Raw genomic sequence first — 10,861 nt, forward strand, 5'->3', positions numbered from 1 at the left:
TGAAAACTGGCACTGTTGCAAATAACCACTAATAGTAAGCTGAATGCTCTTTTAGCTGAAGGTTCAGTATATGAATCCCTTCCCTGGTCGGCATTTTCAGGGTGAAATCATTCTTTGGGCTGTGCGCTGGTATTGTAAACATGGCATTAGCTATCGTGAACTTCAGGAAAGGTTGGTCGAACGTGGCGTGAATGTTGATCACACCACTATTTATCGTTGGATTCAACGTTATGCTCCTGAAATAGAAAAGTGGTTGCTGGTACTGGCGTAATCCTACAGATCTGAGCTCATGGCATATTGATGAAACCTATGTGAAAGTTAGCGGTCGATGGGCTTATCTGTATCGTGCAGTTGATCAACGTGGCTATACGATTGATTTTTATCTTTCTTCTAGACGTAATACCAAATCAGCATATTATTTTCTTGGAAAAATTTTAAATAATATGAAGAAGTGGCAAATTACGCGATTTATTAACACGGATAAAGTATCCACATATGGAGGTGCGTTGTCACGGTTAAAACGGGAAGGAAAATGTCCACCAGACCTTGAGCACAGGCAAATTAAGTACAAAAATAACGTGATCGAATGTGATCATGGCAAGCTAAAGCGGATCATCAGGGCCACGTTAGGATTCTCAAATCTATGAAAAACGACTTTTGCCACAATTAAAGGTATTGAAGTCATGCGTGCACTACGTAAAGGACAAGCTTTGTCATTTTATTAGGGTCAGCCTCAGGGTGAAGTGTATCTAATGAATAGAGTTTTCGATCTCTAAGCACTTTTTAAAGGGCACATCAACGAATCAAATCTCTATTTGCAACAGTGTCGTTTTATAGTAAATCATGGTCTATACTTTAAATGCATGCTTCTTTTTCTTGCCACTATAGCTTTTCTCTAGTTCTAACATGCTTGTTTAATTGCTCAACCATTAGATAGAAGGTTGACCATGAAATGCCTGTGTATCGCCTGAACTTTAGGGCAGAAAGCTGCTTTGAATCGATGTATTTCATCCGCAGATTATGCCCGAGTGCTAAGAAATCTGAGGTACGAATATCAATCAAAAAGAAGATCATTTTTGAATTATGAAAGAGATCTATTATTTAGAAACAAGTGTTTGCATACTCTAATCATTTATCTAAAAGCATTCCGATTTAATTTTACGTTTATATTCAAACATCTTTTTATCTGCTTGTTCCGCTGCTAAAAGCAGTCCACAGCTCGGTTGACGCATAGAAAAACCAATCGCTATACTAATTTTTGTATGTGTAAAAGCATCTATGATTCTGTTTAAAAGTCTTTCTGCACCGGCCTTATTATTTTCCCTGCTTAGAATGGCAAATTCATCACCGCCCAAACGAGCCACAATATCATTGCTACGGACACTATCACTTAACACATGGGCAGCCTGTTGAATGACTTGATCTCCTACAACATGCCCCAAGTTATCGTTTACTTGCTTTAAATTATTAATATCAATAAAAAACACCGCAGCAGGATGACCATAACGCTTACAACGCTCTTCCTCTTTACCGATTAACTCATCCCAGGCACGACGGTTATATAATCCCGTTAAGCCATCTCTGAAAGCTTTTTTCTTTAAACGCTTAACTTCATGAACTTGTTGGTTTTGACGAAGTTCGGCTTGAAGAATTTTACTCAGTAAGTTGCCGAGTAATTCGATTATTGCAATATCTTGAGTGATGGTTTCAGATTTTGGATGAGGATCAATAGCACATAGTGTACCAAACAGGCTACCGTCTTCATTAAGGATGGGCTGACCAATATAGGATTTAATACTGACTTGTTGGCTAATCGGTGCCGTAGCATATAAAGGAATATCTTCACAACGAGGAGAAATTTTCGGTGCATCTCCTTTAACCATATGAGAGCAAAAGGAATCTGCCCATTGAAAAACTTGTCCTGGTTTCACATCATAACCATGGTCTTCACTTTGCAATACGATCCAGTCTTTGCCTTCTACCCGGGTAATCATCCATAAATCAAATCCGAAGCGGTTATAAAGAAACTGCAAAATATCTTGGCCTGCTTCTTCAAAATTTTTAAAGTTTATACTATTCATCTAATCAACTTGTAGTTCTAAAAATCCAATGTTCATTAGCGCATTAATAAAATTTATGCGGCACTGTTGCAAATAGGAAATTAAATTATCTTTTTCTACGTTAATTACACTTAAATTCCGAAAACTCTATTCACGAGATACACTTCACCTAAAGCATGACCGTTATAAAATAATGATGCTTGTCCTTTGCGTAATGCACGCATCACTTCAATACCTTTAATTGTGGCATAAGCCGTCTTTATCGATTTGAATCCTAATGTGGCCCTGATGATCCGCTTTAGCTTGCCATGATCACATTCAATCACGTTATTTTTATACTTAATCTGCCTGTGCTCAATATCTACTGGACATTTTCCTTCTCGCTTTAACCGTGATAAAGCCTGGCCATAGGTCGCTGCTTTATCTGTATTGATGACCCGTGGAATTTGCCATTTTTTCACCGTATTGAAAATCTTTCCTAGAAAACAATAGGCTGATTTACTGTTTCGTCTAGCGGAAAGGTAAAAGTCAATCGTATGACCACGTTGATCAACTGCACGATACAGGTAAGTCCATCGCCCCTTCACTTTGATATAAGTCTCATCCATATGCCATGAATGTAAATCTGTAGGATTACGCCAATACCAGCGTAACCGTTTTTCCATTTCTGGAGCATAACGCTGAACCCAACGATAAATTGTACTGTGATCCACATTTACGCCTCGTTCAGCGAGCATTTCTTGAAGTTCACGATAGCTGATGCCATATTTACAATACCAACGAACAGCCCAAAGAATGATTTCACCTTGAAAGTGCCGACCGTGGAAGGGATTCATCTGCTGTATCTCGAAATAAATAAGATATTTAGCTTATCATGGCAGCCTATTTGCAACAGTGCCTATGTTATTGCCTTTTAGACCAAAGCGTAGGGATTTAAAAACATTAGCACATATGGAACAAGTTTTAAAATTAGCTAAAACAGTTAATCCAGATCTGATTGCAAGAGCAATTATTACACAATGTCCGACGTTACCATCACAAGTTCAGAGAATTTTAGATGCGAAAGATGCATGTAAATCATTTGGTATAAATGCGTTAAATGCAATTACAACTAATAGAAATGTCTATGATGATGCTGATGAAAATGGCCTTTCTGTTTTTGAAGTAAATAGTGATCCAAAAGCAAAAGCAGAGATTAAAAATATTGCTAATGAATTTTTAGGAATTTAATCATGGCTGGATTAAACGGTTTAAAAAAGAAAGTTGAAATATCTCCGGAAGAACAATTAGCGGAAGTATTCATATCGGGGGCTGAAAAAAGGGTAAGAGCTTTAGAAACGAAGGAAAAAAAATTTGTTAGATGTACATTTTCTTTGAATGATGAGGTTAATCAGTTAATTGATGATCTGATAGTCAAAAGCCAAAATGCTCGTGTTAACAGATCAAGTATTGTAAGAATTGCATTAGAAAATCTGGCTTCCAAAAGTCCAGAAGAAATTAAAGAGATTGTTAATCAATAACTTCCTTAATTAATTAAGTTACGTAACTTTTTTAAAAACTGCTTCCAAAAGTATTTTCGTAGATTAGAGTCTGTTGACATTTCATAACGGCAACCAGATAAAGATACAGGCTAATGCAGCTGGGCTTGGAGCTTTGTATTTCTGCAGTAAGAACCTGATCTGACGTTCTGAAATATGAAGTAGCTGAGCAGCCTGGGACTGGATGATGTATTGATCACAGACTTCTTGCAAGACCGATAATCGTTTAAGTTCTTTATCCGACATAAACACCAACATATCAAATCGTCCGCTTCGATAATCGCAAAAGTGCATATTCTAAAAGCGGACATTTCTATTTGGGGCTTATATTTCTGTTATTCACCAATTAAAATGTCTATGCGATAAACCATTTTAAATGTCCTGTTTTTAACTGCAAGAGTCTCAAGCCCAGGATTTAAATTCCTTTGTTCAATAACAGCTTTCTGAGCTTTATGACTCGGCATACTTTTCTTGAGACGGGAACGTTTATTTTGTTTTTCCAACTCTTCATGCTGTTGCTGGATATGGGCCAGAACTAATGAAGCCATCTGTACAGATCAATGATGTGTGCCAAAAAGACCTTTTACGCGCTGAGTACTATGCCTTATCACCAGCGAAAAATGATCGAGAGGTGTTACGTGAACGAGCTTTGGAAAAAATGCAGCAACTGAAAGATCAGATGATTCAAGCCTTAAGAGACACAGATACGGAACAATCTCCAGCTTTAATCCGCGAAGATTTTTTTAGCGTATATAGAGGTTGTACAGAAAACAGGATTTGATCGAGTGACTAATCTACAGATGATCGCCCAGCTATTGTCAGATCTGAGTCATGAAGTGAATCAAGATCTTCAGTATGTGCTGAAAGATGTTCAGACGGTACATGCATTTTTATTGAAGAGGCAATCTCTTAACGATTACCAAGAGCCAAAACCAGAAGTTTTACAAAAAGCTGAACAGAAAAGAGAGCAAGATCATAGTTATGAAGGCCCTTCTTTTTAAGGCATAGAGGTTCAATTTTGTGAACTGACTATTTAATCCTTCTTACGAAGTTCATTCAACGTATCTAGAGAGGCCGATAGAACCGCATTCTTAGATGATGATTAAGATTTTTAAAGAAAAAGACTCACTTTGAGGATGTATTTTGATCCTGATCGGAAACAGGCTTTTTTACTTCTTCAAATACACCGTTGGCATTCGAACGCATTTCTTTAATAGGCTGTTGGGTAAGCTGAGCAATCTCTAATAGATCAGAAACCATTTGTTTTCCCAATGCTTCACGCATTTCTTCTTCGTCTAAGCTCATTTAGTTTTATCTCATGGTATAGTTAGCCATATGGCGAACATTAAGTATAAACTAGATAAAATTCGCTATATAGCGAATAAAAATGCGACCTAAAAGATATGGAGTAAGTAAACATATGGCTTCTAGAGGCGAAATTGGACAAGAAATACGCTCTGCAAGAAAAAAGCTAGGCTATACACAAAAAGTAGTTTCAGAAAAATCTAGAGTCCATAAAACAACAATTTCTGAAATTGAGAACGGTCGCTTCACAGGCTCTTTTGACTTGTTTGAAAAAGTACTTAATTGTGTGGGCTTACAGTTCGAAGTTGTACCCAAAAAGTATAAATTTCCCGCTTGGGATGAAATTGAATCTTTATTCAAAGAAGATGATGAATAAAATTACTATTTTGGGCTTACATTTCATGTTATTCACCAATTAAAATAGTTTCTAACAGAGAAAAACTAGATATAGACTCTAGGGTTCGTATGAGCGGTATTTGAATAGCCACCGGTTTTATAGACACCTTCTAAGAAGGTGTCTAATTAAAATTGAAATATCTTAAATTTCAACCTGACTGCCTAATTCTACAACCCTGTTAGAAGGAATTTTATAAAAATCGCTTACCGGACTGGTGTTTTTTTGCATTGCTACAAACAGCTTCTCACGCCAAGTAGACATCTTATTGGACATACTTGGAATAAGTCTTTCTCTAGAAATAAAGAAACTTATATCCATTAAATTATATTCCAGTCCTAATATATCGAAGGCTTTTTCTAGTGCTTTAGGTACATCTGGTTCTTCTTTAAAACCGTAATTTAAACGTATTCTATAAAAACCCTTATCTAGTACCTCTGTCTCCACCCTATTTTCTTCATTAATATAAGGAACTTCGGAAACGCTGATTGTTACAAGTAAGTTACGTTCATGAAGAACCTTATTATGTTTCAGGTTATGCAAAAGAGCGTGAGGTACGACTTGTGGTGTTCCCGTTAAAAATACTGCATTCCCACTAATGTTCTGACTTGAACTACCCATGTGTTCCAAAAAAATATCTAATGGTAGTGTATCCTGCTGTAATTTTGCCTGTAAAATTTCCCGGCCTTTTTTCCAAGTCATCATTAGAGTGAAAACTATAAATGCAATAAATACAGGTACCCATCCCCCAATAAGCACTTTAAGAAGATTAGAACTCAGTAAGATTAGGTCAATAAAGACAAAAGGAATAATGAAAAGAAGTACTTTCCATGTTTTCCATTTCCAATAGCTATAAGCGAGAAATGCAACTAACAGCGTGTCACAAAACATGGTTACCGTTACTGCCAATCCATATGCTCCTGCTAGACTGCTACTATTCTCAAATAGCAGTACCAAGATAATAATAGAAATGAAGAGCAACCAATTTAATAATGGAATATAGATTTGTCCAATTTCTGAATCAGAGGTATGCAAAATTGTTAAGCGTGGTAAATATCCCAGTTGGATTGCTTGCTTGGCCATGGAAAATATACCGCTGATTAAAGCTTGAGAAGCGATTACTGCGGCCGCTGTTGCAAGAAGAATCATCGGATATAGAAGCGCTGAGGGAAGCAACAAATAAAAGGGATTGGTGATTGCGCTTGGATCTCGTAACAGTAATGCACCTTGTCCTGCATAATTTAGTATTAAACATGGCAGAACAATTAAAAACCAACCCAACCGAATAGGGAGAATTCCGAAATGTCCCATATCTGCATATAAGGCTTCTCCACCTGTCACTGTTAGAACGACAGCTCCCATCACAAAAAATGAAATAACAGGATTATTGACTACAAACAGAAAAGCCCAATGTGGGCTAAGTAATGAGAGAACAAACGGACTTTGAATAATGCTGTTAATACCGATGGCTCCAATAGACAGGAACCATATCAGTGTTATAGGACCAAAAAACTTTCCCATTACCGCAGAACCATGTCTTTGAACGGCAAATAGTGCTAATAAAATTCCAATGCTGATTGGAATAATAAAGCGGTCCAAAGCTGGTGTCGCAATTGAAATGCCTTCAACTGCGGAAAGTACGGAAATTGCAGGAGTAATAATCCCATCTCCAAAAAATAAAGATGCTCCGACAAAACCTAAAATAATGATGATGAGTTTTTTTTGAGGAGAGAGACCTTGTTGGCGAAGATTTAGGGCCAATAAAGCCATAATCCCTCCTTCACCATTGTTGTCGGCCTTCATAATGACTAATACATACTTGATTGAAACAATTAAGGTAATAGTCCAGAAGATTAAAGACAGAATTCCAAGGATATTAACCTCGTTAATTGGTAACCCACGAGTTGCATGAAAACTCTCTTTTAATGCATATAAAGGGCTCGTTCCTATATCACCGAATACCACTCCTAATGCAGCCAGCGTTAATGCTGGTACTGCCGGCTTACTTATTTTATTCTGCATACTAGGAGAATCAAAAAATTGATGAACCTAAAATTTTATCATTAGAGTTATTCTGAAATCACTTACACATAAAAAAACCATGCCTTTTAAGAATCTAATAGCTTTTCTATGTAAGTGCGCACTAAACAAGTGCATTTTAATTAATTTTCATAAAAATAATAGCTAATTTCATGTAATAGCTCTTATGTTAAAGAACAATAGAATGATGAAACTTTTTTCTATCTAGTTAGCTATAGATTGAATAAGATATGTGGTTAACTTAAACATTCTATAAAATAGAATTTTTGTTTCCTATAGGAAATTCACATGGTCTGGCTTATTGCTAAGTACGCTCTAACTGCTGGGATGGTCATACTTATTTCAGAAGTGGCTAAACGTAGTGACCGTCTAGGTGGATTAATTGCAGCCTTACCTATTGTAACGGTACTTGTGCTGATATGGATGAAACTTGAGAATCAAGACCCACATAAAATTTCAAATCATGCTTGGTACACCTTTTGGTACGTGGTGCCGACATTACCTATGTTTTTAGCATTCCCTATACTTTATCAACGTTATGGATTTTGGCTATCTCTAGCTATTTGTTGTGTAATGACCACCCTTATTTTTCTTGTTTGGGCTACCATATTGCACCATTTCGGTATTGATTTGATGTAAATGACTTAAGAAAAGTAATGTTGGTTTTTCTAAAATTAACATAATTCGTATTATGTTAATTTTAGAAGAATTAAATTATATCAATTTCATACTGATCCAATATGTAAAATAATTCTTTTCTGATTTTTGAAGAGTTAATGCTCCCTAATAATTTAGCTCTACTTATTTCTATAAAATTCATTTCACTTTCTTCCTTATCAGATAGCATTGTCACATCTGCATTAGGAACTTTGACTAAAATTAATTGTTTCAAGCTAATTGCTTCTTCACAGGATTGTCTTGATGTATTTCTATGAATTATAGCAAAATCTATGTCAGACGTAGATTTTCCAATATTAAAAAATGAACCAAATCCATATAGTTTTAAAACTTCTTCATACATTGATTCTGTTCTTTTTGTATTTAATCTGGAGAAACATAATTCCAAAAGTCTCTACGATTAATGGCACCTAAAAATTCACCAAATTTAAAAACACCAACTCTCAATTCTTTACATTGCTCTTTTACATCAGAACTATATGAACACCAGTTAGAATTAATAACAATAGCATCAATTTCTACATCAATTTTACCTAATAATTCATAGTATTCTGCTACCCCAAAAGAATAACATTCACAAATAAATACATTTATAGACCTATCTGATAAATGTATTTTGTATATTCCATTTTTAGCATCAATACTTTTAATTTCATTAACTTTATCATGTACTTTAAGTTTTCTAAGGAAAAAATTATAGTTTCCATAATAACTCATCCAAGGGAATTCTTTATTAGCTGCTGCCATGCTTTTATCCTTGAATTAAATTTCTAAAACTTTGAGGGAAACGTACTACAGATTCATATGAATTTATAGTAGTTATCCATCTCTCATAGCTCTCAACATGCAAAATAAACTCACTAATAGCTTGTTGATCAGATTGACTAAATAGGTTTCGATATTTGCTTAATAGGGCATAAATTAATCTATTATTAGGTACAATTATTTCACTTCTTGCCTGTATCCAATTTTCATATAATTGCTGACTTTGAGGGTTTCTTTGTGCTCTTTCTGATAGAGGACCATATTGATTCCAAGCATTATAATTATCGGTTAAATACTGGTTTATTGTATGTTTTAATTCACATAAATTTTTGATTTCTTTATTAACTAGCTTTTCTAATATTGTTTCTTCATGTTGCTTCTTCATCTTATGGAGTAAATCTACCGTGTAAGTAGACTCATTTTCAGGCTTATCAATTAAAGTATGGTGTGTAGGACAAAGGAGAATTAAATTATTGTAATCGTGTCTCTCTATATCTGACTGCTGAGGGTCATAACGATTTGAACCTTTTTTATTCCCCTTTATATGGGCCATTTCACCTAAAGTGTATGGACCATCAGCAATACCTGTAACCTTCGTATTACACCCCTCAAATGAACAAAGACCAGCAGCATTTGCCCATAAGATTTTTATACTTTTATCAGTAATTCCGGCCATTGCATTTCATCATTCAGTTAAGTTGTTAATAATTAAATAAATTATCATTTATTTAAAAGGATAGTAATAGAATAGTTTACAAAATGAATTTTGTCTTCATTTAACATAATGGCCGTTATAGAAAACTAAAAAACCTAGGCTAGTGACTAAACTTAAATTTAAAAAATACATAAAAATCAATAATATATATTTAATAATTATGGATGTGACATATCTAGTATAGAAGCACTCATTAAAGCACCTTTAAAAGTCTTTTAAAAGCACCAATAATATGCTAATGTTTATTTAACAATGAGGATTGTTATATGAATTCGGAACTAGAAGATCTAGAGCTTGATGCTTTATTAGAAGATCTGCAAAGAGATTCTGATGAATTAGATAAGCTATATCTAGAGTTTGATAAAATAGATACAGAGCTTGATAGATTACTTGAATTAGATGAAAAAAATCTTCGAAAACTAGAATCTATTAGGCAAATTAGGAGTCTAAAAAGAGCTTTAGAAGTTTTAACTAGTGCTGTTGATAGACGTGCTATTGATAAAAGACAATTTTTTATTGTTTTAAATAAGCTTAGTAGCTCTTTCTTTAAATTAAAAAAACTATCTAAAAAAACAATTTTAATAAACCATTTCAAACATTTGATTGAAATATTTCAAACGATAAAACATGAGAATCATCTCGTACTGCTTCAACCTAGACTTCAATCTATTAATTCTATAAAGGCTTAACTATGACTCAACTAATCCATGCACGAATGACTGCAAGTATTACTGAACTAAAGAAAAGTCCTATGGATACCGTATTAGCAGGTAGAGGTGAAGCTGTTGCTATTCTCAACCGTAATACACCTGCTTTCTACTGTATCCCTGCTGAACTGTATGAAAATATGATTGAACAGTTAGAAGACTTAGAACTTAATCAAATTGCAGATACTCGTGCGAACCAAAAACGCATCCGAGTAAATATAAATGAGTTATGAGCTAGACTTTTTAGAAGAAGCATTAGAAGAATGGAATAAGCTTAATCCCAGTATTAAGCAGCCATTAAAAAAGAAACTAATGAAAGTCTTAGAGAATCCTAGAGTTCCTAAGAACAAGCTATCAGGGCATCCTAACCGATATAAAATCAAACTTCGTAGCGTTGGCTATCGTTTGGTTTATGAGGTCATAGATGATGAGATTGTTGTATTAGTAATTGCTGTGGGCAGACGTGAAAATAACGCTGTCTATAATACAGCAGGCTCACGACAATCTTGAAAATTAAGGGGGATGATTAAATTTAATCATCCCCCTATTATTTAACATAAAATCTCTTATGCGAAATTTAACTGTTAGAACCCATTTAAAGTGTCTATATTCTCACCAATAAAAATGTCTGGTTTATGATGGTTTTTATCACCATGGAC

The 10,861-nt window shown here is 34.8% G+C and carries 15 protein-coding genes and 4 pseudogenes; 10 read left to right on the plus strand and 9 right to left on the minus strand.

From position 1 onward, the window contains the following. Positions 1-70: 70 nt before the first annotated feature. Positions 71-725: pseudogene (locus ACP69Y_RS15590) on the plus strand (IS6 family transposase). A gap of 411 nt (positions 726-1,136) precedes the next feature. Here ACP69Y_RS15590 and ACP69Y_RS15595 read toward each other — a convergent pair. Both ACP69Y_RS15595 and ACP69Y_RS15600 read right to left on the minus strand, forming a co-directional pair. After that, entirely contained in the window at positions 1,137-2,081 is a 945-nt protein-coding gene (locus ACP69Y_RS15595) for a sensor domain-containing diguanylate cyclase (protein ID WP_425919372.1), read from the minus strand. A gap of 110 nt (positions 2,082-2,191) precedes the next feature. Further along, on the minus strand, positions 2,192-2,896 hold the full coding sequence (locus ACP69Y_RS15600) for an IS6 family transposase (RefSeq protein ID WP_425919373.1): 705 nt from the start codon (positions 2,894-2,896) through the stop codon (positions 2,192-2,194). A 61-nt stretch (positions 2,897-2,957) separates the two neighbouring features. Here ACP69Y_RS15600 and ACP69Y_RS15605 point away from each other — a divergent pair. Both ACP69Y_RS15605 and ACP69Y_RS15610 read left to right on the plus strand, forming a co-directional pair. After that, positions 2,958-3,290, plus strand: a pseudogene (locus ACP69Y_RS15605) (AAA family ATPase); the annotation flags it as partial. Between the two features lie 2 nt (positions 3,291-3,292). Continuing rightward, positions 3,293-3,580 (plus strand): hypothetical protein, encoded by a 288-nt coding sequence (locus ACP69Y_RS15610; RefSeq protein ID WP_425919374.1) that lies wholly within the window; start codon positions 3,293-3,295, stop codon positions 3,578-3,580. 108 nt (positions 3,581-3,688) lie between these two features. On the opposite strand, the pseudogene ACP69Y_RS15615 reads toward ACP69Y_RS15610, so the two are convergent. Together ACP69Y_RS15615 and ACP69Y_RS15620 are read right to left on the minus strand one after the other, a co-directional pair. Next, positions 3,689-3,844 (minus strand): annotated as a pseudogene (locus ACP69Y_RS15615) (ISNCY family transposase); the annotation flags it as partial. Between the two features lie 89 nt (positions 3,845-3,933). Next, positions 3,934-4,134 (minus strand): annotated as a pseudogene (locus ACP69Y_RS15620) (hypothetical protein); the annotation flags it as partial. Positions 4,135-4,136: 2 nt separating this feature from the next. Between ACP69Y_RS15620 and ACP69Y_RS15625 the strand changes: the two are divergent. Then, positions 4,137-4,379, plus strand: a complete 243-nt coding sequence (locus ACP69Y_RS15625; protein ID WP_425919375.1) for a hypothetical protein — start codon at positions 4,137-4,139, stop codon at positions 4,377-4,379. A gap of 4 nt (positions 4,380-4,383) precedes the next feature. After that, on the plus strand, positions 4,384-4,599 hold the full coding sequence (locus ACP69Y_RS15630) for a hypothetical protein (protein WP_425919376.1): 216 nt from the start codon (positions 4,384-4,386) through the stop codon (positions 4,597-4,599). 124 nt (positions 4,600-4,723) lie between these two features. Here the strand turns inward: ACP69Y_RS15630 and ACP69Y_RS15635 are convergent, their stop codons facing one another. Next, the gene (locus ACP69Y_RS15635) at positions 4,724-4,903 is read right to left on the minus strand and encodes a hypothetical protein (RefSeq protein WP_425919377.1); all 180 of its coding nucleotides are present in this window, start codon (positions 4,901-4,903) and stop codon (positions 4,724-4,726) included. 115 nt (positions 4,904-5,018) lie between these two features. On the opposite strand from ACP69Y_RS15635, the gene ACP69Y_RS15640 reads away from it, so the two are divergent. After that, positions 5,019-5,279 carry a helix-turn-helix domain-containing protein gene (locus ACP69Y_RS15640; RefSeq protein ID WP_425919379.1) on the plus strand — a complete coding sequence of 87 codons (261 nt, stop codon included), beginning with the start codon at positions 5,019-5,021 and terminating at the stop codon, positions 5,277-5,279. A gap of 162 nt (positions 5,280-5,441) precedes the next feature. Here ACP69Y_RS15640 and ACP69Y_RS15645 read toward each other — a convergent pair whose 3' ends face one another. Next, positions 5,442-7,319, minus strand: coding sequence for a potassium transporter Kup (locus ACP69Y_RS15645; protein ID WP_425919380.1), 1,878 nt, complete (start codon positions 7,317-7,319; stop codon positions 5,442-5,444). Positions 7,320-7,625: 306 nt separating this feature from the next. Here ACP69Y_RS15645 and ACP69Y_RS15650 point away from each other — a divergent pair, with 306 nt between their 5' ends. Further along, a complete protein-coding gene (locus ACP69Y_RS15650) occupies positions 7,626-7,976 on the plus strand; it encodes a DUF3147 family protein (RefSeq protein WP_425919381.1) in 351 nt (116 codons plus the stop codon). Between the two features lie 70 nt (positions 7,977-8,046). On the opposite strand, the gene ACP69Y_RS15655 is transcribed toward ACP69Y_RS15650, so the two are convergent. The 3 genes from ACP69Y_RS15655 to ACP69Y_RS15665 are packed head-to-tail and all read right to left on the minus strand — an operon-like array spanning position 8,047 to position 9,456. After that, positions 8,047-8,358, minus strand: coding sequence for a hypothetical protein (locus ACP69Y_RS15655; protein WP_425919383.1), 312 nt, complete (start codon positions 8,356-8,358; stop codon positions 8,047-8,049). A 20-nt stretch (positions 8,359-8,378) separates the two neighbouring features. Beyond that, the gene (locus tag ACP69Y_RS15660; protein ID WP_425919384.1) at positions 8,379-8,762 is read right to left on the minus strand and encodes a hypothetical protein; all 384 of its coding nucleotides are present in this window, start codon (positions 8,760-8,762) and stop codon (positions 8,379-8,381) included. Positions 8,763-8,766: 4 nt separating this feature from the next. After that, positions 8,767-9,456 (minus strand): HNH endonuclease, encoded by a 690-nt coding sequence (locus ACP69Y_RS15665; protein WP_425919385.1) that lies wholly within the window; start codon positions 9,454-9,456, stop codon positions 8,767-8,769. Between the two features lie 305 nt (positions 9,457-9,761). Between ACP69Y_RS15665 and ACP69Y_RS15670 the strand changes: the two genes are divergently transcribed. From ACP69Y_RS15670 to ACP69Y_RS15680, 3 genes are read left to right on the plus strand one after another with little or no spacing between them, the layout of a single operon-like run. Next, positions 9,762-10,184 (plus strand): hypothetical protein, encoded by a 423-nt coding sequence (locus tag ACP69Y_RS15670; RefSeq protein ID WP_425919386.1) that lies wholly within the window; start codon positions 9,762-9,764, stop codon positions 10,182-10,184. A gap of 2 nt (positions 10,185-10,186) precedes the next feature. Continuing rightward, a complete protein-coding gene (locus ACP69Y_RS15675) occupies positions 10,187-10,435 on the plus strand; it encodes a type II toxin-antitoxin system Phd/YefM family antitoxin (protein WP_151208195.1) in 249 nt (82 codons plus the stop codon). After that, the gene (locus ACP69Y_RS15680; RefSeq protein WP_151208196.1) at positions 10,425-10,712 is read left to right on the plus strand and encodes a type II toxin-antitoxin system RelE family toxin; all 288 of its coding nucleotides are present in this window, start codon (positions 10,425-10,427) and stop codon (positions 10,710-10,712) included. Before ACP69Y_RS15675 ends, ACP69Y_RS15680 begins: the two co-directional genes overlap by 11 nt. The last annotated feature ends 149 nt before the right edge of the window (positions 10,713-10,861 follow it).

The organism is Acinetobacter sp. TSRC1-2 (assembly GCF_049895885.1).
Taxonomy (GTDB): domain Bacteria; phylum Pseudomonadota; class Gammaproteobacteria; order Pseudomonadales; family Moraxellaceae; genus Acinetobacter.

Excerpts from the sequence above, each read along its gene's own strand:
- ACP69Y_RS15595 (WP_425919372.1), bottom strand. The coding sequence starts at position 2,081 with ATGAATAGTATAAACTTTAAAAATTTTGAAGAAGCAGGCCAAGATATT.
- ACP69Y_RS15600 (WP_425919373.1), bottom strand. The coding sequence starts at position 2,896 with ATGAATCCCTTCCACGGTCGGCACTTTCAAGGTGAAATCATTCTTTGG.
- ACP69Y_RS15610 (WP_425919374.1), top strand. The coding sequence starts at position 3,293 with ATGGCTGGATTAAACGGTTTAAAAAAGAAAGTTGAAATATCTCCGGAA.
- ACP69Y_RS15625 (WP_425919375.1), top strand. The coding sequence starts at position 4,137 with ATGAAGCCATCTGTACAGATCAATGATGTGTGCCAAAAAGACCTTTTA.
- ACP69Y_RS15635 (WP_425919377.1), bottom strand. The coding sequence starts at position 4,903 with ATGAGCTTAGACGAAGAAGAAATGCGTGAAGCATTGGGAAAACAAATG.
- ACP69Y_RS15640 (WP_425919379.1), top strand. The coding sequence starts at position 5,019 with ATGGCTTCTAGAGGCGAAATTGGACAAGAAATACGCTCTGCAAGAAAA.
- ACP69Y_RS15645 (WP_425919380.1), bottom strand. The coding sequence starts at position 7,319 with ATGCAGAATAAAATAAGTAAGCCGGCAGTACCAGCATTAACGCTGGCT.
- ACP69Y_RS15650 (WP_425919381.1), top strand. The coding sequence starts at position 7,626 with ATGGTCTGGCTTATTGCTAAGTACGCTCTAACTGCTGGGATGGTCATA.
- ACP69Y_RS15655 (WP_425919383.1), bottom strand. The coding sequence starts at position 8,358 with ATGTATGAAGAAGTTTTAAAACTATATGGATTTGGTTCATTTTTTAAT.
- ACP69Y_RS15660 (WP_425919384.1), bottom strand. The coding sequence starts at position 8,762 with ATGGCAGCAGCTAATAAAGAATTCCCTTGGATGAGTTATTATGGAAAC.
- ACP69Y_RS15665 (WP_425919385.1), bottom strand. The coding sequence starts at position 9,456 with ATGGCCGGAATTACTGATAAAAGTATAAAAATCTTATGGGCAAATGCT.
- ACP69Y_RS15670 (WP_425919386.1), top strand. The coding sequence starts at position 9,762 with ATGAATTCGGAACTAGAAGATCTAGAGCTTGATGCTTTATTAGAAGAT.
- ACP69Y_RS15675 (WP_151208195.1), top strand. The coding sequence starts at position 10,187 with ATGACTCAACTAATCCATGCACGAATGACTGCAAGTATTACTGAACTA.
- ACP69Y_RS15680 (WP_151208196.1), top strand. The coding sequence starts at position 10,425 with ATGAGTTATGAGCTAGACTTTTTAGAAGAAGCATTAGAAGAATGGAAT.